This window comes from Streptomyces sp. NBC_01012 (assembly GCF_045162755.1).
GTDB lineage: Bacteria > Actinomycetota > Actinomycetes > Streptomycetales > Streptomycetaceae > Streptomyces.
Window position 1 is genome coordinate 2,710,355 of sequence record NZ_CP108688.1, and the last position, 20,818, is coordinate 2,731,172.

Annotated in this window: 20 protein-coding genes; 7 read left to right on the forward strand and 13 right to left on the reverse strand. The window is 70.8% G+C overall.

What is annotated here, in order from left to right; translation table 11 throughout:
- Window positions 1-183 precede the first annotated feature (183 nt).
- The 3 genes from OG623_RS11865 to OG623_RS11875 are packed head-to-tail and all read left to right on the forward strand — an operon-like array spanning window position 184 to window position 3,739.
- Window positions 184-708 carry a PadR family transcriptional regulator gene (locus OG623_RS11865; RefSeq protein ID WP_406146224.1) on the forward strand — a complete coding sequence of 175 codons (525 nt, stop codon included), beginning with the start codon at window positions 184-186 and terminating at the stop codon, window positions 706-708.
- A 56-nt stretch (window positions 709-764) separates the two neighbouring features.
- Window positions 765-1,409 carry an ABC transporter ATP-binding protein gene (locus tag OG623_RS11870; RefSeq protein WP_406151788.1) on the forward strand — a complete coding sequence of 215 codons (645 nt, stop codon included), beginning with the start codon at window positions 765-767 and terminating at the stop codon, window positions 1,407-1,409.
- Window positions 1,406-3,739, forward strand: coding sequence for an ABC transporter permease (locus tag OG623_RS11875; protein ID WP_406146225.1), 2,334 nt, complete (start codon window positions 1,406-1,408; stop codon window positions 3,737-3,739). Before OG623_RS11870 ends, OG623_RS11875 begins: the two co-directional genes overlap by 4 nt.
- Window positions 3,740-3,773: 34 nt before the next feature.
- Here the strand turns inward: OG623_RS11875 and OG623_RS11880 are convergent, their stop codons facing one another.
- Window positions 3,774-4,712, reverse strand: coding sequence for a LysR substrate-binding domain-containing protein (locus tag OG623_RS11880; protein ID WP_406146226.1), 939 nt, complete (start codon window positions 4,710-4,712; stop codon window positions 3,774-3,776).
- Between the two features lie 153 nt (window positions 4,713-4,865).
- On the opposite strand from OG623_RS11880, the gene OG623_RS11885 reads away from it, so the two are divergent.
- A complete protein-coding gene (locus OG623_RS11885) occupies window positions 4,866-5,420 on the forward strand; it encodes a peroxiredoxin (RefSeq protein WP_362894065.1) in 555 nt (184 codons plus the stop codon).
- Between the two features lie 11 nt (window positions 5,421-5,431).
- On the forward strand, window positions 5,432-5,965 hold the full coding sequence (locus OG623_RS11890) for an alkyl hydroperoxide reductase (protein WP_406146227.1): 534 nt from the start codon (window positions 5,432-5,434) through the stop codon (window positions 5,963-5,965).
- Window positions 5,966-6,023: 58 nt separating this feature from the next.
- Here the strand turns inward: OG623_RS11890 and OG623_RS11895 are convergent, their stop codons facing one another.
- From OG623_RS11895 to OG623_RS11910, 4 genes are all read right to left on the reverse strand, one after another.
- Window positions 6,024-7,418: an AI-2E family transporter gene (locus OG623_RS11895; protein WP_406146228.1), complete on the reverse strand. Its 1,395-nt coding sequence runs from the start codon at window positions 7,416-7,418 to the stop codon at window positions 6,024-6,026.
- A gap of 129 nt (window positions 7,419-7,547) precedes the next feature.
- Window positions 7,548-8,249: a lytic transglycosylase domain-containing protein gene (locus tag OG623_RS11900; RefSeq protein ID WP_406146229.1), complete on the reverse strand. Its 702-nt coding sequence runs from the start codon at window positions 8,247-8,249 to the stop codon at window positions 7,548-7,550.
- 388 nt (window positions 8,250-8,637) lie between these two features.
- Window positions 8,638-9,960 (reverse strand): PhoH family protein, encoded by a 1,323-nt coding sequence (locus OG623_RS11905; RefSeq protein WP_406146230.1) that lies wholly within the window; start codon window positions 9,958-9,960, stop codon window positions 8,638-8,640.
- A 323-nt stretch (window positions 9,961-10,283) separates the two neighbouring features.
- The gene (locus OG623_RS11910; protein WP_406146231.1) at window positions 10,284-11,045 is read right to left on the reverse strand and encodes an isoprenyl transferase; all 762 of its coding nucleotides are present in this window, start codon (window positions 11,043-11,045) and stop codon (window positions 10,284-10,286) included.
- Window positions 11,046-11,251: 206 nt separating this feature from the next.
- Between OG623_RS11910 and mgrA the strand changes: the two genes are divergently transcribed.
- Entirely contained in the window at window positions 11,252-12,289 is a 1,038-nt protein-coding gene (gene mgrA, locus OG623_RS11915) for an L-glyceraldehyde 3-phosphate reductase (protein ID WP_406146232.1), read from the forward strand.
- Window positions 12,290-12,542: 253 nt separating this feature from the next.
- Here mgrA and OG623_RS11920 read toward each other — a convergent pair whose 3' ends face one another.
- The 3 genes from OG623_RS11920 to OG623_RS11930 all read right to left on the reverse strand — a co-directional run bounded on the left by OG623_RS11920 (window position 12,543) and on the right by OG623_RS11930 (window position 14,764).
- Complete coding sequence (locus OG623_RS11920) at window positions 12,543-12,998, reverse strand: hypothetical protein (RefSeq protein ID WP_406146233.1); 456 nt, start codon at window positions 12,996-12,998, stop codon at window positions 12,543-12,545.
- A gap of 103 nt (window positions 12,999-13,101) precedes the next feature.
- Window positions 13,102-13,926, reverse strand: a complete 825-nt coding sequence (locus OG623_RS11925; RefSeq protein ID WP_406146234.1) for a class I SAM-dependent methyltransferase — start codon at window positions 13,924-13,926, stop codon at window positions 13,102-13,104.
- Window positions 13,927-13,972: 46 nt separating this feature from the next.
- On the reverse strand, window positions 13,973-14,764 hold the full coding sequence (locus OG623_RS11930; protein WP_406146235.1) for a prepilin peptidase: 792 nt from the start codon (window positions 14,762-14,764) through the stop codon (window positions 13,973-13,975).
- Window positions 14,765-14,868: 104 nt separating this feature from the next.
- Between OG623_RS11930 and OG623_RS11935 the strand changes: the two genes are divergently transcribed.
- Window positions 14,869-15,258, forward strand: coding sequence for a DUF192 domain-containing protein (locus tag OG623_RS11935; RefSeq protein WP_406146236.1), 390 nt, complete (start codon window positions 14,869-14,871; stop codon window positions 15,256-15,258).
- Here OG623_RS11935 and OG623_RS11940 read toward each other — a convergent pair.
- The 5 genes from OG623_RS11940 to OG623_RS11960 form a co-directional block, all read right to left on the reverse strand.
- Entirely contained in the window at window positions 15,230-16,024 is a 795-nt protein-coding gene (locus tag OG623_RS11940; RefSeq protein WP_406146237.1) for a hypothetical protein, read from the reverse strand. The two genes, OG623_RS11935 and OG623_RS11940, sit on opposite strands and share 29 nt — an antisense overlap.
- An 83-nt stretch (window positions 16,025-16,107) precedes the next feature.
- Complete coding sequence (locus OG623_RS11945) at window positions 16,108-17,304, reverse strand: hypothetical protein (protein WP_406146238.1); 1,197 nt, start codon at window positions 17,302-17,304, stop codon at window positions 16,108-16,110.
- 31 nt (window positions 17,305-17,335) lie between these two features.
- Entirely contained in the window at window positions 17,336-17,779 is a 444-nt protein-coding gene (locus OG623_RS11950) for a hypothetical protein (RefSeq protein ID WP_406146239.1), read from the reverse strand.
- A 152-nt stretch (window positions 17,780-17,931) separates the two neighbouring features.
- Window positions 17,932-18,915: a hypothetical protein gene (locus tag OG623_RS11955; protein WP_406146240.1), complete on the reverse strand. Its 984-nt coding sequence runs from the start codon at window positions 18,913-18,915 to the stop codon at window positions 17,932-17,934.
- Complete coding sequence (locus OG623_RS11960; protein WP_406146241.1) at window positions 18,912-20,570, reverse strand: Hint domain-containing protein; 1,659 nt, start codon at window positions 20,568-20,570, stop codon at window positions 18,912-18,914. The genes OG623_RS11955 and OG623_RS11960 overlap by 4 nt, the downstream gene beginning before the upstream one ends.
- Between the last annotated feature and the right edge of the window lie 248 nt (window positions 20,571-20,818).

A 20,818-nucleotide genomic window follows, 5' to 3' on the forward strand; every position in this document is an offset into this window, starting at 1 on the left:
ACCGCCGCAGGGGGCGCACACCTGCGGCGACCGGCAGACCCGGGCACCCAGGCCGGCAGATCAGGCCCCGCCGGCGATCGAGGCGCCGGGGTCCGGGGGCGGAGCCCCTGGCGGCGAGGCCGCCACCGCACACCCAGAGCCTCGTATACACAGCAGGTATACACACCGTGTACAGTGCGGGCCATGTCAATCGGTCACACTCTCCTAGGGCTCCTGGAGTCCGGCCCCCGTCACGGCTACGACCTCAAGCGTGCCTTCGACGAGAAGTTCGGGCACGATCGCCCCCTGCACTACGGCCAGGTCTACGCGACCATGTCCCGTCTCCTGAAGAACGGGCTCGTCGAGGTCGACGGCGTCGAGACGGACGGCGGCCCCGAGCGCAAGCGCTACGCCATCACCGACGCCGGCATCACCGACGTCAGCAGCTGGCTCGCGAAGCCGGAGAAGCCGGAGCCGTACCTCCAGTCGACCCTCTACACGAAGGTCGTCCTGGCCCTGCTCACCGGACGCGACGCGGGCGACCTCCTGGACACCCAACGCTCGGAGCACCTGCGCCTGATGCGCATCCTCACCGACCGCAAGCGCCAGGGCGATCTCGCCGACCAGCTGATCTGCGACCACGCCCTGTTCCACCTGGAAGCCGATCTGCGCTGGCTGGAACTGACCTCCGCGCGTCTCGGCCGGCTCGCCGAGGTGGTCGCCCCGTGACCGCCACCACCGCTCCCGCCCCGGCCGGCTCCCTGCTCGCCGCCCACGACCTCCACATGACCTACGGCTCCACCCCCGCGCTCGACGGAGCCTCCTTCTCCGTCCACGCCGGTGAGGTCGTCGCCGTCATGGGACCGTCCGGATCCGGCAAGTCGACCCTGCTGCACTGCCTCGCCGGAATCGTCACCCCCGACTCCGGCACCATCACCTACGGCGGCCGCGAACTCTCCGCGATGCCCGACTCCGAGCGCAGCGCCCTGCGCCGCAGCGACTTCGGCTTCGTCTTCCAGTTCGGCCAGCTCGTCCCCGAGCTGAGCTGCGTGGAGAACGTCGCCCTGCCGCTGCGCCTCAACGGCGTCAAGCGCAAGGAGGCGGAAGGCACCGCCCGGGAGTGGATGCAGCGCCTCGAGGTCGAGGACGTCGCCGGCCAGCGCCCCGGTGAGGTCTCCGGCGGCCAGGGCCAGCGTGTCGCCGTGGCCCGCGCCCTGGTCGCCTCCCCCAAGGTGATCTTCGCCGACGAACCGACGGGGGCACTGGACTCGCTCAACGGCGAGCGGGTCATGGAGCTGCTCACCGAGTCCGCCCGGACAGCCGGTACGGCCGTGGTGCTCGTGACGCACGAGGCACGCGTGGCCGCGTACTCGGACCGCGACATCGTCGTACGCGACGGCCGGTGCCGGGACCTGGAGTACGTCGCATGACCTGGCTGCGAGACCTCGGCCTCGGCATACGCTTCGCGGTCGCCGGCGGACGTGAGGGCTGGGCACGGACCACCCTCACCGCCGTCGGCGTGGGGCTCGGCGTGGCGCTGCTGCTGGTCGCCTCGTCCGTCCCCCATCTGCTCGACGAGCGCGACCACCGCAGCCAGGCCCGTGAGGAGGCCCCGGCCTCGCTGGACACGACCGTGCCGAAGTCGGACACCACGGTCCTGCGGATCAGCACGGGGACCGAGTACCGCGGCCGCGAGGTCGGGGGCTACCAGATGCGCGCGGAGGGCGCCCACCCGGCTCTCCCGCCCGGGGTGTCCCACTTCCCCGACGCACAGGAGATGGTGGTCTCCCCCGCGCTGCGGGACCTGCTGGCATCGTCCGAGGGCGAACTCCTCAAGGAACGGCTTCCGTACCGGATCAGTGGGACGATCGCCGACGAGGGCCTGCTCTCCCCGAACGAGCTGTACTTCTACCTCGGCAGCGACTCGCTGACCATGGCGAACGGCGGACACCGGCTGGCCGGCTACGGGAGCGAGCCCAGGGACGAGCCGATGCAGCCCGTCCTCGTCGTCCTGGTCATCCTGATCTGCGTCGTCCTGCTGGCACCCGTCGCGATCTTCATCGCGACCGCCGTACGGTTCGGCGGTGACCGCCGCGACCGCCGTCTCGCCGCCCTCCGGCTGGTCGGCACCGACATCCGCTCGACCCGCCGGATCGCCGCGGGCGAAGCGCTGTTCGGTTCACTCCTCGGGCTGCTGGCCGGGGTGGCGATCTTCCTCCTGGGCCGCCAATTCGTCAGTCACGTCCAGCTGTGGGACCGCAGCGTCTTCCCGTCCGACCTGGTGCCCGCCACCTGGCTCGTGGTGCTGGTCGCCGTGGCGGTGCCCCTGTCCGCCGTGGTCGTCACCCTCGTCGCCATGCGCTCGGTCGCCATCGAGCCGCTGGGCGTCGTACGCCACTCCGGCGCGCGCAAGCGCCGTCTCTGGTGGCGTCTGCTGATGCCGGCCGCCGGGTTCGCGATCCTCGGACTGACCGGCCGGGTGGACGACTTCACCCCCGTCAACCCGTACCCCATCGCGGCGGGCGCCGTGCTGATCCTGCTCGGGCTCGCGCTGCTGCTCCCCTGGCTGGTGGACGCGTGCGTGAACCGGCTGAGCGGCGGCCCGCTGTCCTGGCAGCTGGCCATCCGCCGCCTCCAGCTGAACAGCGGGGCCGCGTCGCGGGCGGTCAGCGGCATCACCGTGGCCGTCGCCGGGGCGGTCGCCCTCCAGATGCTGTTCGCCGCCGTCGGCGACGAGTTCACGCACAGGACAGGACAGGACCCGACGCGCGCCCAGTTCTACGCCACATCGGACAAGGTCGACGGGAACGCCGCCGCCCGGACGATCGAGGCGTTCCGTTCCACCGAGGGGGTGGAAGCCGTCATCGGGACCGTCGAGGCCTACGTGATCAAGCCGGGGAAGTACGACGCGGACGACATGACGCCCACCACCTCACTCACCATCGGCGACTGCGCGACGCTGAAGGAAATCGCCAGGATCGACTCCTGCGAGGAGGGCGACACGTTCGTCGTCCACTCCGGCGACAAGGAGATGAACGACTGGGTCGACGCGGCGGCGCGCAAGGGCAAGGAGATCGAGCTCAACTCCGAGGTCGAGTACACACCCGGCGCCAAGTCGGTGCGCTGGACCCTGCCGGCGGACGCCAGGACCGTCATGGAGACCGAGGACCCGCACGGTGACGACCACACCGGGATCCTGGCGACCGTCGGCGCCCTCGACCCCCGCGTCGTCCCCCACGCCCAGACGATCGCCCAGATCAAGGTCGACGAGAGCGTGCAGGACTCCGCCGAGCTCGTACGGAACACGGCCGCCGGGATCGACCCGGCCATGCGGGTCTCCACCCTGACCTCGCAGACACGCGACCGCCAGTACGCCAGCGTGCAGACCGGCCTGCGGCTCGGCGCCGCGGTGACACTGATGCTCATCGCCGCGTCCATGCTGGTCTCCCAGCTGGAGCAGCTCCGCGAGCGCAAGCGGCTGCTGTCGGTGCTCGTCGCCTTCGGCACCAAGCGCGTCACCCTCGGCTGGTCGGTGCTCTGGCAGACCGCGGTGCCGGTGATCGTCGGCCTCGTGGTCGCGACAGCGGGCGGCGTCGGGCTCGGCGTCGTCATGACGTGGATGCTGGACAAGACGGTGACCAGGTGGTGGCTGTTCCTGCCGATGGCCGGGGCGGGCGGCGCGCTGATCGTGGCCGTGACCGCGCTGTCCCTGCCCCTGCTGTGGCGCCTGATGCGCCCGGACGGGCTGCGTACGGAATGACGCCCGCGAGGGGTGAGTGCGGCCGGGGCCACGCTCACCCCTCGCCGAGCACCCGCACCGGCAGCGTCCTCATCTCTTCCCGCAGCGCGGCGGCGAGTTCCTCGAACTCGTCCTGCCGCGCCGAGCCCGTCCGCACGGCGAGCGCCACCCGCCGCGAGGGCGCCGGGTCCTGGAAACAGCCGGTGCCCAGCGCCTCGTTGCGCCCGGTCTCCACCCGCACCGCCGTACGCGGCAGCAGCGTCACCCCGAGCCCGCCGGCGACGAGCTGGACCAGCGTGGAGAGCCCGGCCGCGGTCGTGGTCACCGGCGTCCCCAGGACGCGTCCCGCCTCGCGGCAGACGTCGAGCGCCTGATCGCGCAGGCAGTGCCCCTCGTCGAGCAGCAGCAACGGCAGGTCGCGCAGCGTCCCGCGCGGCAGCCCCGTGCGCCCTGCGAGAGGGTGCTTCTTCTCCATGACGAGCACGAAGTCCTCGTCGAACAGCGGCAGTTCCGTGACCCCCGGCACGCCGAGCGGCACGGCGAGCAGCAGCAGGTCGAGCCGCCCGGACCCGAGCCCCTCCAGCAGCGAGGACGTCTGCTCCTCGTGGACCTGGAGGTCCAGGTCCGGGTAGCGCTCATGGAACAACCTGAGCGCGGCCGGCAGCAGATACGGCGCGACCGTCGGGATGACGCCGAGCCTGAGCACCCCGGTGAACGGCGCACGCACCGCCTCGGCCTCCCGCATCAGCTCACCCAGCGCCTCCAGCACCGCCCTGCTCCGCACCGCGAGACGCTCCCCCGCGGGCGAGAGCAGCACCTTGCGCGTCGTACGCTCGATGAGCTGGACACCCAGTGCCGTCTCCAGCGCGGACACCGCTCCGGAGAGTGCCGGCTGACTCATCCCGATCGCCGCCGCCGCATCCCGGAAATGCAGATGCTCCGCCACGGCCGCGAAGGCGCGCAGCTGCGCGAGGCTGGGCTGTTTGACCCTCATAGCCTGATTTACATACGCCACTGATAGGCACCTCCGATCATCCGGACCGAGTGTAGCTATTTCCGTGATCAATGCACTCTGTGCCAAGGTGAGCGGTGTCCAACCCCCAGGAACGCCCCCAAAAAGGGATTTTCTACGCTTCAAGGAGAGCGCGTGCTCACTGTCGGTGACAAGTTCCCCGAGTTCGACCTGACCGCTTGTGTGTCGCTGGAGAGCGGCAACGAGTTCGAGCAGATCAACCACAAGACCTACGAGGGCCAGTGGAAGATCGTCTTCGCATGGCCGAAGGACTTCACCTTCGTGTGCCCCACCGAGATCGCCGCCTTCGGCAAGCTGAACGAGGAGTTCGCCGACCGTGACGCGCAGATCCTCGGATTCTCCGGTGACTCCGAGTTCGTCCACCACGCCTGGCGCAAGGACCACCCGGACCTGACCGACCTGCCCTTCCCGATGCTGGCCGACTCGAAGCACGAGCTCATGCGTGACCTGGGCATCGAGGGCGAGGACGGCTTCGCGCAGCGCGCCGTGTTCATCGTCGACCAGAACAACGAGATCCAGTTCACGATGGTGACCGCCGGTTCCGTGGGCCGTAACCCCAAGGAGGTCCTGCGGGTCCTCGACGCCCTGCAGACCGACGAGCTCTGCCCGTGCAACTGGACCAAGGGCGAGAACACCCTCGACCCGGTCGCCCTCCTCTCGGGCGAGTGAGCTGATCCGACATGGCACTCGATGAACTCAAGTCCGCCCTGCCGGACTTCGCCAAGGACCTGAAGCTGAACCTCGGCTCGGTCATCGGCAACAGCGAGCTCCCCCAGCAGCAGCTGTGGGGCACCGTCCTGGCCTGCGCGATCGCCTCGCGCTCGCCGAAGGTGCTGCGCGAGCTGGAGCCGGAGGCCAGGGCCGCGCTCTCCGCCGATGCGTACACCGCGGCGAAGTCGGCGGCCGCCATCATGGCGATGAACAACGTCTTCTACCGCACCCGGCACCTGCTGTCGGACCCCGAGTACGGAAACCTCCGTGCGGGTCTGCGGATGAACGTCATCGGCAAGCCCGGCGTGGAGAAGATCGACTTCGAGCTGTGGTCGCTCGCCGTCTCCGCGATCAACGGCTGTGGCCAGTGCCTGGACTCCCACGAGCAGGTGCTGCGCAAGGCCGGCGTGGACCGTGAGACCACTCAGGAGGCCGTGAAGATCGCTTCGGTGATCCAGGCGGTCGGCGTGACCCTCGATTCCGAGGCCGTCCTCGCCGAGTAGCACCCATGAACGAGAAGGGCCCCGGGGACGACCGACCGTCCCCGGGGCCCTTCTTATGTCACTTTCCCGGTTCGTCCTCCGGGTGCGGCGGTACGTCCCTGTCGGCCGGGCCCTCGGCGGGCCGGTCCGACGGCGGCGGGGTCGGGGGCAGGGCCGAGAGCGCCGTGGCACCGTGCGGACCGGGGCCGGTGAGCGCCGCGGTGTCCCGTCCGTACGAACGCAGATAGCCGACCACCGTGTTGGTCACCGCGACCAGCGGCACGGCGACGACCGCACCACCGATACCCGCGACCATGCCGCCGGCGGCGACCGACAGCACCACGGCCAGCGGATGGACGCGTACGGCGCGGCCCAGGATGAAGGGCTGCAGGATGTGCCCCTCGATCTGCTGCACGGCGAGCACCACGATCAGCACCATCAGCGCGGTGAACACGCCCTGGGTGACGAGCGCGACGACCACGGCCAGTGCCCCGGAGACCACGGCGCCGACCAGGGGGATGAAGGCGAACAGGAAGATGAAGACGGCGAGCGGGACCGCCATCGGCACATCGAGGAAGTAGATCCCGAGGCCGATGAAGATCGCGTCGATCAGGGCCACGATCACCGTGCCCCGCACATAGGCGGTCAGCGTCCGCCAGGCACGCGGGCCCGCACCCGCGACGCCGGGACGGGCCTGGGAGGGCACCAGCTTGAGCACCCACTGCCAGATGCGCTTCCCGTCGTAGAGCAGGAAGAGCGTCGAGAACATCGCCAGCAGCATCCCGGTGAGGACCTCCACCATCACGGTGACGCCCTGGAGTCCGGCGGAGGTGATCTCCTCGGTGTTGGTGCCGATCGTGTCGCTGAGGTTCTTCGCGACATCGTTGATCTGCTGCTCGGTGACATGGAAGGGGCTGTCCAGGAGCCAGCGCTTCAACTCGTCGATGCCGTCGCGCACCTTGTCGGAGAGCGTGTCCAGGTTGTCCATCACCTGCCACACGACGAACCAGCCGACCAGGCCCATGATGACGAAGCCGAGCACCGCCGTGACGGCGGTGGCCAGCCCGCGCGGCAGGCCGAACCGTTTCAGCGCAGCGACGGTCGGCTGGAGCAGCGCGGTCACCAGCAGAGCGGCGACGAACGCGAGGACGACCAGCTGGACGGCGCTGATGATCCGCATGAGCACCCAGAGGGTGCCGGCCAGGACCAGCAGCCGCCAGCCCGCCTCGGCCGCCACACGCATCCCCCAGGGGATGGTGACCACCGGATCGGGTCTGGCGCCCACGGAAGGGGCGTAGTCGGGCGGGCGAGGTACCTGTTCGGCGGCGACGGTGGAGAGCGTCGACGAGGACACGCTCTTGGCCGCGTCGGCCTCGGCACGACGCTCGTCCTCGGCGCGGCGTTCTTCCAGGCGCGCCCCGATATCTGTGAGTTCGGCGCCCAGCCGGCCGAGCCACCCCGGAAGTTTCGACATGGATCTTTCCCTTCCCCCATTCGCTCCGCGCACGCCCCGGAGTCGTCGGGGTCGACCGTACACACGGGAAGCCCCGCACCGTAGGACGGTGTGGGGCTTCCCGGAGTTGAGCGTGAACCTCGGTAGGTTCTAGTACCAGTTGTTGGCCTGCCAGAAGGACCAGGCACCGCACGGGCTGCCGTAGCGGCCGTCCATGTAGCTGAGGCCCCACTTGATCTGTGTGGCCGGGTTGGTCTGCCAGTCGGCGCCCGCGGACGACATCTTGGAGCCCGGCAGCGCCTGCACCAGACCGTACGCGCCCGAGGAGGCGTTGGACGCCTGGTAGTTCCAGCTCGACTCGTGGTTCACGATGTTGCTGAAGCACTGGAACTGGTCGGCGGGGATCATCTGGCGGGCCATCGCCTGCACTTCGGCCACGCTGTAGGAGCCCTGCGCCGCGAACGAGGTGGCGTCCCGGACGGAGTCGCGGCTCGCGCGCTCCTCCGCGTCCTTGGCATCCCGCTCGGCCTGGAGCTTGTCCTCGGCCGCCTGCTTCTTCGACTTGGCGTCCTTGGCGGCCTGGATGCGGGCCGTCTCCTCGGCGGACTTCTTGGCCGCCGCATCGGCCGCGGAGGCCTGTGCGTCTGCCTGCTGCGTCAGCGAAGCGGTCTGAACCTGGGCCTGCTGGCCCGCGGGGATGTCTGCGAGCAGCGTGGTGTCGGCTGCGGCCGCCTCGAAGTTGTTGTCGTCCGCAGCGGGAGTGCTGCCCGACGCAACGCCTACGACGGCGCCTACGGTGGTTACGGCGGTGGCGGATGCCACGGCGAACCCCCGGACCGAGATCCGGCTCACACGGTGTCCTTCCAGCATCGCCCGCTTAGGTGACCTCGCGGGCGCAATCGTGCCCCTGACACTGGCCTCCCTACTGCTTGGGTCACGGGAGGCACGGGCCCGGTGGGCACCCCCTTGCGGGAGCGCCGCGTGGTTCTCGCGGGCGGCATACGGGCGGCGATTGTTGAGTTGTGTGGTGCGTGGCGCCTCTGGAGGTGCCCAAGTGCCGTATGCGGGGCCTGACGGAAGCAAGACTCTGCCGGACGGACACGGCACGTTGCAATTCTGTGTTGCGTGTTAAAGGTCACACCCCGTTTGGCGCACGTGTTTTTCGGAAATGACGGCGCAGCACAATGCCGCCCGGCTAAGCTCCTTGGCTCGCCGGGCGGCATCTATGGGGTGTTACCGGTCAGATGTGGCCTTCCTCCAGCATTTCGGTCACCAGCGCGGCGATGTGCGAACGCTCGGAACGGGTGAGCGTCACATGCGCGAAGAGCGGATGGCCCTTCAGTTTCTCGACCACGGCGACGACTCCGTCGTACCGGCCGACCCTGAGGTTGTCCCGCTGTGCGACGTCATGGGTGAGCACCACCCGCGAATTCGCCCCGATACGGGACAGCACGGTCAGCAGGACGTTCCGCTCGAGTGACTGCGCCTCGTCCACGATCACGAACGCGTCGTGCAGCGAGCGGCCCCTGATGTGGGTGAGCGGCAGGACCTCCAGCATCCCGCGCCCCAGCACCTCTTCGATGATCTCGCGCCCGGCGACCGCCGACAGGGTGTCGAAGACGGCCTGCGCCCAGGGGCTCATCTTCTCGGCCTCGCTGCCGGGAAGATAGCCGAGCTCCTGCCCGCCGACCGCGTACAGCGGCCGGAAGACCATCACCTTCTTGTGCTGCCGGCGCTCCAGGACGGCCTCCAGGCCCGCGCAGAGCGCCAGCGCCGACTTGCCCGTGCCGGCCCGGCCGCCCATGGACACGATGCCGACGTCCTGGTCGAGGAGCAGATCGAGCGCGATGCGCTGCTCGGCGCTGCGGCCGTGGATCCCGAAGGCCTCCCGGTCGCCCCGCACGAGGCGCACATTGCCCTCGGCCGTGACCCTGCCGAGCGCCTTGCCGCGCTCGGACTGGAGGACGAGACCGGTGTGCACGGGGTAGTCGGCGGCTTCGGGGACGTAGAGGGTCTCCTCGCCGAAGAGCAGATCGATCTGTTCGGCGGCGAGGGTGAGCTCCGCCATCCCGGTCCAGCCGGAGTCGGTGATGGCGAGCTCGGCGCGGTACTCCTCTGCGAGGAGGCCGACCGATGACGCCTTGATCCGGAGCGGCAGGTCCTTGGAGACGACGGTGACGTCGTACCCCTCGGCCTGCAGATTGCGTGCGACCGCGAGAATCCGTGAGTCGTTGTCCCCCAACCGGTAGCCGGCGGGCAGGACGCCGGGGTCGGAATGGTTGAGTTCGACACGGAGCGTCCCGCCCAGATCCCCGAGCGGGATCGGGGCGTCCAGCCGGCCGTACCGGACGCGGAAGTCGTCCAGCAGGCGCAGGGCCTGCCGGGCGAAGTATCCGAGCTCGGGATGGTGCCTTTTGGCCTCCAGCTCCGTGACCACGACGATCGGCAGCACCACTTCGTGCTCGTCGAACCGGGCCATGGCGTTGGGGTCGGCCAGCAGGACGCTGGTGTCGAGAACATAGGTGCGCCTGTCGGGCATGCGGCGCTTGATGCTGGTCACCACGGAAGGACGTACCCCCTCGGACGAGGTCGGGGAGTGCGACGGAGGTCGCGGAACTTCCCGAAGGAAGAGGACGGACCGGGTTCGGGCCCCGTGCGCGGGCCGAACACCGGCCCTCCGCGTCGGCCGCACGGTGTGCGGTCCTTCGTGTGCAAAGGGCCTCCCGGGCGAGCGGGCAAGGTGCCGCTCACTTGGCTGCGAGGTCCGCCTGGATACTGACCGGACATCGCCTGAGAGCTGTATTCCCTCGAACAACCGAAGCCATGCCCCTGCCTGCGACAAGGGTCCCCGTCCGCCCGCGCGTCAGGCCCCGCGGCGACCGCTCGTCAGGCCCCGTAGCGCCGGTGACGCGCCGCGTAGTCACGCAGGGCGCGCAGGAAGTCGACCTTGCGGAAGGCCGGCCAGAAGACCTCGCAGAAGTAGTACTCCGAATGGGCGCTCTGCCAGAGCATGAAGCCCGAAAGGCGCTGCTCCCCGCTCGTACGGATCACGAGGTCGGGGTCGGGCTGTCCGCGCGTGTAGAGGTGCTCGGAGATCAGGTCGGTGGAGACGACCTCGGCGAGCTCCTCGAAGGTCGTGCCACGGGAGGAGTGCTCGAGCAGGAGGGAGCGGACCGCGTCCGCGATCTCCTGGCGCCCGCCGTAGCCGACGGCGACATTGACGATTATCCCGTCGATGCCCGCCGTGGCCTCCTCGGCCTCCTTGAGCACGGTCTGGGTCCTGGACGGCAGCAGATCGAGCGTGCCGACGTGGTGGACGCGCCACCGGCCGTCGGAGGCCAGCTGGCGCACGGTGTTCTCGATGATCCCGAGCAGCGGGATGAGCTCCACCTCGGGCCGGTCGAAATTGTCCGTCGACAGGAGCCAGAGGGTGACGACCTCGACATCCGTCTCGCTGCACCAGCCGAGCAGCTCGGAGATCTTGTCCGCCCCGGCCTGGTGCCCTTCCACGGCCGAGCCGCCGGACGCCTTCGCCCATCGCCGGTTGCCGTCGAGGATGACTCCGATGTGCTTGGGCACCTGGTCGTGATCCAGGCGGCCTCCCACCCGGCGTGCGTAGAGCCCGTACACCAGGTCGCGCAAGTTCACTGAGTTCACCCTCTCGGTTCCGTACGGGCCCCGGTCCCGTCCTCCCCCTCGCGGGGGTCCGGGGCCGTCCCCCGGGGGGATCACCGTGCGGTCCGCAGGGCGCTCTCTCGCGCCGCGGACCGGCATGTCCCGAAGCCGCCACATTACTGCCGCGGCGTCACGGGGGCCCAACCCGGTCTGTCACAACTCCGTGATAAGGAGTAAAAGTGATTGATTCCCTCTCCTACCTCGCCGACGACTCGCGCTACGACTCCATGGAGTACCGCCGCACCGGCCGCAGCGGGCTCCTGCTGCCGGCCATCTCGCTCGGCCTCTGGCACAACTTCGGCGACGACCGTGACCTGGCCTCCCAGCGGGCCATCCTGCGCCGCGCCTTCGACCTCGGGGTGACCCACTTCGACCTGGCCAACAACTACGGCCCGCCGCCCGGCTCCGCCGAGCTGAATTTCGGCAAGCTCTTCCGCCAGGACTTCGCCCCGTACCGGGACGAGATCCTCGTCTCCACCAAGGCCGGCTACCGGATGCACCCGGGGCCCTACGGTGAGTGGGGGTCCCGTAAGTACCTGCTGTCCTCGCTCGACGCCTCGCTGCGGCGGACGGGCCTCGACCACGTCGACATCTTCTACTCCCACCGCTTCGACCCCCACACGCCCCTCGAGGAGACGATGGGCGCGCTCGCCTCCGCCGTGAGCCGCGGCAAGGCGCTGTACGCGGGTGTGTCCTCCTACAACGCGGCGCAGACCGCGGAGGCGGCGCGGATCCTCAAGGAGATGGGGGTGCCCGCCCTCATCCACCAGCCGTCCTATTCGATGGTCAACCGCTGGGTGGAGTCCGACGGGCTGCTCGACACCCTGGAGACGGCCGGCATGGGCTGCATCTCCTTCGCGCCGCTCGCCCAGGGGCTGCTCACCGGCAAGTATCTGAAGGGCATCCCCGAGGGCTCGCGCGCCAGCCAGGGCAAGTCCCTGGATCCGGATCTGCTCTCCGACGAGATGGTGCGCCGGCTGCGCGGGCTGAACGACATCGCGCGGGGCCGGGGGCAGTCCCTCGCGCAGCTGGCGCTCAACTGGGTGCTGCGGGACGAGCGGATGACCTCGGCCCTGATCGGTGCGTCGAGCGTGAAGCAGCTGGAGGAGAACGTGGCGGCACTCGCCGCTCCGGCGCTGACCGCCGACGAGCTGAAGGAGATCGACACCTTCGCCGTGGACACCGCGAGCACCAACATCTGGGCCAACCGCGGCTGACGCACGGTCACCCGGAGGTCTCCCGGACGCCTCCCGGCCCCGGGCACAAAAAACGGGCCGGTCCGTGGGGGGGGGTTACGGACCGGCCCGAGGGGGGGGGTTTCCACCATAACCCTTCGTAAGTGATGCTGCGTGCCACGCCACGAAATAATCACTCTCCGAATTCGGCGGACTGCGCTGCGGGCACACTTCCAGAGGCTCACCGGGGGCTCGCGGCCCGCCAGGGCCCCGCCAAGGCCCCACCCGCGCAGGCTCAGCCGGATACGAAGCGGATCGCCAGCGTGTCGCCGCCGGTGATCACGAAGTCGCCGTTCTCGCACCGGATCACCGCCTCGCGCACCTCTCCGTGCTCCTCGCGCCGCTCCTGCGTGCCGACGACCGTCCACACCCCGCCGTACGGAGGAGGAGGCAGCCGGCTCAGGTGCTCGAACTGCCACTGACCGGCGGGCACACACCAGTCGGGAAGGGCGGGCCAGGCTCCGGAGGTGATGCCCAGCGTGCGCCCGGACGCACAGGTCAGCAGCACCGACTCCCCGCCCTCCAGGACGAATTCGATGGCTTCCGGCTCTCCGGCTCGGCCCTCGGGCCGGTAGAACAGGCCGTGGACGGCGATGATCCGCGCGCCGGTGAGCCAGTCGGCCTTCCCGTGGCGCGGCCGGCCGGCCGGCGGGCTGATCTCTTCGCCCGGCATTTCCCTTCCCACCGACATGACCCGCTCCTTCGTTGTGCACTCAACCACCAGGGTCGCACCACTCATGGGTAGGACGGAGGGGCAGCCGGGCCCGTTGCATCGGCGGTCTGTGAAGCCGACCTCAGCGTAGGGCCTCCGGTGAGTGTCCAGGTCCCGGCTTCCGCGCCTCGATCAGGAAGCGGGCGCTGTGCGCGACAAAAGGACCCGTCTCCTCGATCTGCCGGTGGAGTTCCCGCAGTCGGGGGAGGTGGGCGCCGACGGTGAACCCGGGCACCATCCAGATGACCTTCCGCAGGAAGTAGACGACGGCTCCGATGTCATGGAACTCGACGCGCAGCCGTTCGGCGCGCAGATCCATGACATCGAGCCCGGCGGCCTCCGCGGCCTCCCGCGCGCGCCCCGGGTCCCGGGCGCCGCGCTCATCGGCGGACCGCGGCCCGAGGAAGTACTCGACGAGCTCGAACACGCTCTCCCTGCCGACCTGCTGGGAGAAGTACGTGCCTCCCGGGGCCAGCACCCGGGCGATCTCCTCCCACCATGTCGTCACCGGATGCCGGCTGACGACCAGGTCGAAGGCCCCGTCGGCGAACGGCAGCGGCGGCTCGTCGGAGTCGACGACGACGGCGATGCCCCGCGGGCGCAGCAGCTCGGCCGCGCGGGCGACGTTCGGCGACCAGGACTCGGTCGCCACGGTGAGCGGCGCCGGCACGGGCGCCGAGGCGAGTACCTCCCCTCCCCCGGTCTGGATGTCGAGCGCCGCCCCCGCGCGCGCCAGCCGGCCCGCCATGGCGCGTGCGTACCCCCAGGAGGGCCGCTGTTCGGTGGCGCGCCCGTCGAGCCAGGAGAAGTCCCAGCCCTCCACGGAAACGGCGTCGGCCTCAGCGACGAGGGTGTCGAAGCGCTCGTCGGAGGCCGAGTGGACGAAGGGTGCGGACGATCCGGTCATACGGGAAAGGGTGTCAGCCCCTCACGGGCGGGCGCGACCGGATATCTCAGGCGGCGAGGCCGCCGAACAGCAGGCCCCCCAGCGCACCGGCGATCATGAACGGCCCGAACGGGATGCCCGTCTTGCGCCCCGCGCGCCCCATGAGCATCAGCCCGACCCCGTACAGCGCGCCGAGGAGGAACCCGACGAAGCAGCCGACACAGAGCACCGCCCAGCCGTACCAGCCGAGCGCCACGCCCAGCGCGAGGGCCAGCTTCACATCGCCGAAGCCCATGCCGTTGGGGTTGATCAGGAAGAGCACGAGGTAGAAGACCCCCAGCGCCACCCCGCCCAGCAGCGCGGAGATCCAGGACCCGCCCGGCTCGGGCAACAGCGCGGCGCCGCCCAGGAGTACGGCGACGGCGGCGGCCAGGGGCAGCGTCAGCGTGTCGGGGAGCCGGTGGACGCGCCGGTCGATCGCGGCGAGGAGCACGGCGACGGGGGCCAGCAGCAGCCAGACGACGGCCTCGGGGCGCGTCCCGGTGGTGGCGGCGAGGGCCACGCAGGCGAGCACGGTGGCCACCGGGGCGAGGACGGCGGGGGCGTAGCGGCCCCGCGGCACAGGCGCCGGGTCCTGCCCGGCGGCGCCGGCCGGGAGCGAGGGGACGGCCACGGCGCACGCCGCGCACCTGGCCGGGCCGAGCCACCCCCGGGCCGGCCCCGTGAGCGCGTGCCCGGCCGGGCAGGTGTCCCTCCAGGCCTCGTCGGGCTCCACGGAGAAGCGGTACGCGGCGCGCGGCAGCAGCAGTCCGGCGGCGGCGCCCCAGAGCGCGGCGACCGCAATCAGTGTGGCGTCCACAACAGGACCCTAATACCGGCCGCGCGACGGGGTCTTGGGCCCGGGGGCCCAGAGCGGACCGTTCGGGCCCCGCGCGCAGGGTGCGGCGGCTACGGTCGGCTCCCATGGGGAAATGGCGTAACGGCAGCGGAACACTGACGGTCGGATCGGACTCCGGGGCGCGGGAGGTGCCGCTGCGGATCGCCGCGTCCTACCGGGCGCGGACGCGTGGGCTGCTCGGGGCCGACGGCGTGGACGGCGCACTGCTGATCACTCCGTGCGGGAGTGTGCACACCTTCCGGATGCGGTTCACCATCGATGTGGCGTACCTGGACCGGAAGTTCGAGGTGCTGGCGGTCCGCACGATGAGGCCGGGGCGGCTCGGTCTGCCCAGGCTCCGCGCCCGCCATGTGGTGGAGTCGGAGGCCGGGGCCATGGAGCGGTGGGGCCTGCGGCCCGGGACGCGGGTGCGGGTCTCCGTACCGGCTACGGAAGGTTCGCCGCCTGCGCGGTGACGAGCTTCGCGGGGATCTCCGGCACGGTCTCGTCGACGAAGTTCGCCGCGTAGAAGGTGACGACCGTCGATCCGGTGCGTACGAGGTGGAAGACGAGCGGGACCCTCTCCCCCTCCAGGCTGCCCGTCACCTGGTAGGCGAACGACTCCTGGCCCACATCGGCCGCCGGCAGCTTCTTGACCCCGGTGTAGGTGGAAGGCCCCTCGTCGCTCGTCGTACGGAACCCGCCGGCACAGGCCCGCACGGCCTCGCGGACCGAGCGCAGCAGCTCCTCGGCGCCGCCCTTCGGGTGCGAGGTGAGGATCTCGGTGACGACGGTCGGATCGTCGTCACCCTCGTCCGTCGTGTCCATCGCCGTACGGAAGACGGTGGCGGCCGGGGCAGGTTCGGGCGAACCGTTGATGATCGCGGCGATCGGCCGGCAGGCCTCGTCCCCGGCCTTCTCCGTGCCTCGGTCGTCGGTGCCTTCCAGAGGCGCGATCTCGTAACCCGGCACCTCGTCCGTGACGAGGGCTACGTTGGTGAGCTCGGCCTCGCTGAGGGTCTTGCCGTCGCTGCTGGGCTCGGAAGCGGCATCGGGCGTGGAATCGGTCGTCGAGTCGGGCGTGGCATCGGGCGTGCCGTCGGCGGCCGGTGTCGAGGAGGCGGAGGCCTTGCCTCCGGCCGCCTTGCCGTCGCCGCCCCCGCTGTCGTCCGCTCCGCAGCCGGCTGCCGCCAGGCAGAGGACGAGCGTGCTCGCCGCCACGACAGTCGTACGTACCCTCATCGCTCACCGCTCCTGACCGCCGCACACCGGATCAGCACGGTAACAACCGGGGCGTTCCCGGCGCGTGGGCCCCTGGGCCCAACTCAGGGCGGCCCCGGCCCCAGCAGCGTCCACGCACCGTAGGCGGCGGAGCCGACGGCCAGCGCGGCGACGACCGTGCCCGTGCGCACCGTCGTACGCAGCCCGGCCAGCGCGACGGCCGGGGGCAGCAGCAGGGGGAAGGCGGGCATCATCAGGCGCGGCCGGGAGCCGAAGTAGCCGGAGCCGACGAGCGAGACGACGACGACCGCGACGCCGTAGACCAGCACGGGCAGCGGCTGCCTCTGCCGTACACACAGGAACACCAGCCATCCCAGCAGCCCCAGAGCGGCGCAGAGCCCGAGCGCGGCGGGCAGCGGAAGACCGGCGATGAACACGGCCAGCGCCCTGCCGCCGTCGATGCTGTTGCCCCACTGCGCCTGGACGTCGAAGTAGGCGAGGGGGCTGCCCTGCCGTACGGCGACGAACACCACGTAGGCCAGCCATCCCAGCGGTGCCAGGCAGACCCCGAGCAGCATGCGCGCGTTCCGGCGCAGCAGGCCACGCCGGTCGCCCGCCCGCCACTGGCGTACGAGGAGGACGGCGGCCGTGAGCGCGAGCGCGGCGATGAGCGCGGCGGCCGACGGCCTGGTCAGCCCGGCGAGCACGCACAGCGCGCCGGCGGCGATCCAGCGGTCCTTGAGCACGGCGTACAGCGACCAGGCTGCGAGCGCGGTGAACAGCGTCTCGGTGTACGCCATCGACTGCACGAACGCCGTCGGGTACGCCCCCCACAGCGCGGCCAGCAACACCCCGGCCCGTGGCCCGTACAGCCGCGCTCCGACGGCGAAGATCCCCCAGGCCGCGAGGAGCCCCGCCAGCCAGGCGACGGCGATCCCGGCGCCCTGCACGGTGAACGGGGTGACCGTGGCCAGGCCCCGCTCCAGGGCGGGCAGGAGCGGGAAGAAGGCCAGGTCGGAGTGGACACCGCCGTCCGGGAGCGTGACGCTCCACCCGTAGCCGTTCTCGGCGATCCGCTGGTACCAGACGGAGTCCCAGCGCCCGCCCAGCAGATGCGGGGCGTCCTTCCCCGCGACCGACGCCGACACCCAGAAGACGAGGAGCCCGACGGCCCTGACCGCCGCGTAGGCACCCAGGGCGGGCACGGCGGCGGTGAGCAGGGCCCTGATGCGGGGGGTGGTGCTGGGGGTGGTGGGGGTGTCGGGCGTCGCCGGGTGGGGACGCGTCTGCTGATCGGGCATGGGGCCGATTATGAGCCCGTGGCCCCGCAGGTCACCAAGCCGGGCTGGGCGGCGGCGCTCCGCCGGCCCGTAGTACCTCCACGCGCGGGAGTTCCCGGGTGCCGAGCCCCCGGCCGACCAGCGGGGCGACGGTGCGGATGAGCTTGAGCTGGGCCGAGCGCAGGACACGCAGGGTGTGGTCGTCGGGCCAGCCGGTCGTGGTGGACCACTGGTACCCCGAGCCGACCACTTCGCTGACGAAGGCCAGCTCGGTCGCCATCAGGGCGCGCGCCCAGTCCATGGCCGCCAGCTCCCCGTGCTGGGCCAGGTCGCCGCAGATCGTCATGGAACGGCGGCTCAGGTCCTGGGCGCCGTCGAATCCCATGGCCACGGCGAACTCCTCCGTACAGCGGGCCGGACCGCACCACTCCATCAGCCCTTGCTGGAGGAGCCGGGACTCCTCATCGGTCAGCCCCAGTTGTTCAGCCGTCGGCACGCGCCGTCACCCTCCGTTTGCGGCCCGGCCCGGCGCCGTGGGGGTGCGCCGGGACGGGCGTCGATCACTTTCAGCGCAGACGCTAGAGGTACGGCGGCAGCCCGTCTTGGGCCCAGGGACCCAACCAGGGCCTTTCGTTCACATCAGACCGGTCAGCTGTCCCAGGGCTGCTTCACCGGGCGGCGGTGCCACCACCAGCCCCGTCCGGCGACCGCCGAACCCGACCGGGTGAGGCTCCCGAGCAGCGCACCCGCGTCCTCCTCGGTGCCGCGCCGGAACAGCTCGTCGAGCTCCGCCACGGCCCTGACGAGCAGCTCGCGTTCGGCTCCGGCGATCTCGGCCAGCGCGCTCAGGCGTTCCCGGGTGCGCAGATCCTCGATGTACAGCCCGAAGGGATAGCGTCCGTCCGGCGGCCACCCGGTGTCGATCCGGCGCACCAGCCGCTCCCAGAGCAACAGCGCCTCGCGGGCGCGGTTCACCGTGCCCGCGGGCGGGGCGTCGCCGTGCGGATCGGTCGCGGCGGCGAAGGCGTCGGCCACCGGGGTTTCCACCCGCTCCTGATCGAGGATCTCGGCGATCACCCCGACCCGGGCCGCGGGGAGCTGCTTCATGGGTGCCTCGACCTGGTCCACCACGAGGACCGGAGGGCCGTCGTCGTCCGCTGCCGCGTACGGGTCCCCGTACGCGGCTCCTGGGGCGTCCCCGGGGGCGTCCCCTGAGACGTCCTCTGGAGGGGCGCCGTCCACTGCCCCGTCCGCGCTGCCTTCCAGCACCCTCGCCCGTGCGACCGTGCCGTCGGGGCCCGCCGCCCAGTACGCCGAGGGCGGCTGTTCCCGCGCGGAGTACAGGACCGTCGTACCGAGCCGCACCGCGAGCTTCAGCGCCGCATCGGCCTCGGTCGGCGGCGTGCGTACCGCGTCCGACACGGAGATGTCCCAGGAGGCGGCCAGGTCTCCGGCCACGGCACGGTGCGTGCAGAGCACCGGAGCATCCCAGTCGCGCTCGTCCGTCTGCCCGGTGTCCTCGTCGGCGACGTCCACGTACCGGTTCTCCACCCCCAGCAGGCTGGCCAGAGCCGCGGCCATGGCGGGCGGCGCGGGTCGGCGCACGGTCAGAAAGTCGTAGAACGCCGTCACGAATATGTCCCGTCGTAAACCTTCTTGGCCTTCTCGACCACCTCTGGATGGTCGGCAAAGCGGGGGTTCCTTGTCAAAGCGGGCGAATCGGTCTTGCCGCCCGCCTTGGCGATCTCCTTGAGCGCCGCGTACTCGTTCCTGTCGAGTTCCACGAGGCCCTTGCCCGAGATCGGGAAGGTTCGGCCGTTCGCCTCGACCCCGTACTTGCGCCCGTTGATCTCATAGGCGCTGCCGTTGTCGACGAGCTTCGCCTTGCCTTCCGCGATGCCCTTGATGTCGCTCTGGATGTCGGCCTCGTTGCCCTTGAGGATGACGGTGTTCTTCTCCTTCACCATGCCGTTCTTCGCGCCGGTGACGGTGTGCCGCGGATGCGGGGGCTTGAGCTTCTTGCCCGCGGCGGGGCCGCTGACGCTCGGATCGGTCTCGAACTCGCAGTCGTTGTTGTGCACCAGCGCGCCGGCCGCACCCACGCCCACGTAGTAGCTGTGGATGCCCTCGACGGTCAGGTCGTGCGTGGTCCGCCGCTCCGTGTGGCGGGACACCCCCGTCACCAGGAGCGAGCTGCCGCCGGGCAGCCGCAGCCGTTCCCCGGTCACGATGTCGCCGGCGTCCACCCAGCCCGGCGCGGATTGCCCGCCCCTTTCGCCTCCCGTGAGCCAGAAGGGGTGGGTGTCGGTGGCGGTGATCCGGCCCGCCGAGGTGATCAGCTGGGTGAACTGCTTGTCGTCGTACGTCGTGAAGGTCTCGGTCACGCGCCGCACCTCGGTGACACCACGCACCGGATCGGTCGCGAGCACTTCGTCCCCGGCCCGTAGGGACTCGATGGGACGCCGCTCCCCATCGGCGACCAGCACCGGCGTTCCGGACGGGAAGCTGTGGCCGACGGGGCAGGAGGTGGGCTTGCCTTCGGGTTCGTCGCTCTTCCCGTCCTCCTTCCCGTCCCCCTTGCCCTCCTCCTTGGACGGCTTCTTCTTCTCGGCGTCGAGCTTCTTGCGCGCGCCGGCGAGCTCCTTCTCCGCTTCCTTGACCTTCTTGCGGTTCTTGACCAGGCCCTTCAGCCCGTCGTACAGGTCACCGCCGTGCTTCTTGAGCGCCTTGATGAGCTTGACGGCCTTCTTCCACTTCCACGGCGCCCCGTACTTCGCCGCGAGCTTCCCGACCGCACCCCCGATCAGGCTCAGCAGCACATTGATCAGCGTCTCCGTGCAGGCGCCCATGTCGCCCTCGGTGATGCAGTCCAGGGCGTCGGTGATCCCCAGCTCATCGGCCAGGATCTCGGCGAGTTCCTTCGCCGCCTTCAGCGCCTTGTCCGAGCTGGTCTTCTCCGCCTTCTGCGCGTCCTGAAGCTCCTTCAGCGCGGCGTCGTAGTCGATCTGCGACGCGGACTTGGGGGTCCCGTCGTCGGACAGCGGCAGGCCGTCCCCCGGGGCCCCCTGTGCCCCGGGGTTCCGGCCGCCGCAGTCGTCGCCGCCGGTGACCCGGCAGACCTGCGCACTGATCTTCTCGGACAGTTCCGCGCCGATCCCCGTGGCGACCAGCGCACCGACGATCGCCGCGACGACCATGACCAGACCGATGTACTCGATCGCGCCCTGACCGCGCTGTCCTCCACGCGAGCGTCGCAGCCCCAGCAGACGCACCCCGGTCCGCGGCATCCCATACCGCGGCCGGCGGCGCACCCGCCGACGCGCAACCCCCCGACCAGTCATACCGGCGACGCTAACTACCGGGCGTTGACGCGGTCTTGGGCCCGCAGGCCCAAAGCCTCGCTCTTCGTACCCAAAAAGGCCCTGTGGGTACCCAGGTGCCAGAGGAGGCCGGACCTCGGCCGATCGCGGCACCGAGTGCGACACCGAGGGGCAGCGCCGAGGAGTTCGGGCCACCGAGCAGAACCGGCGGGCGG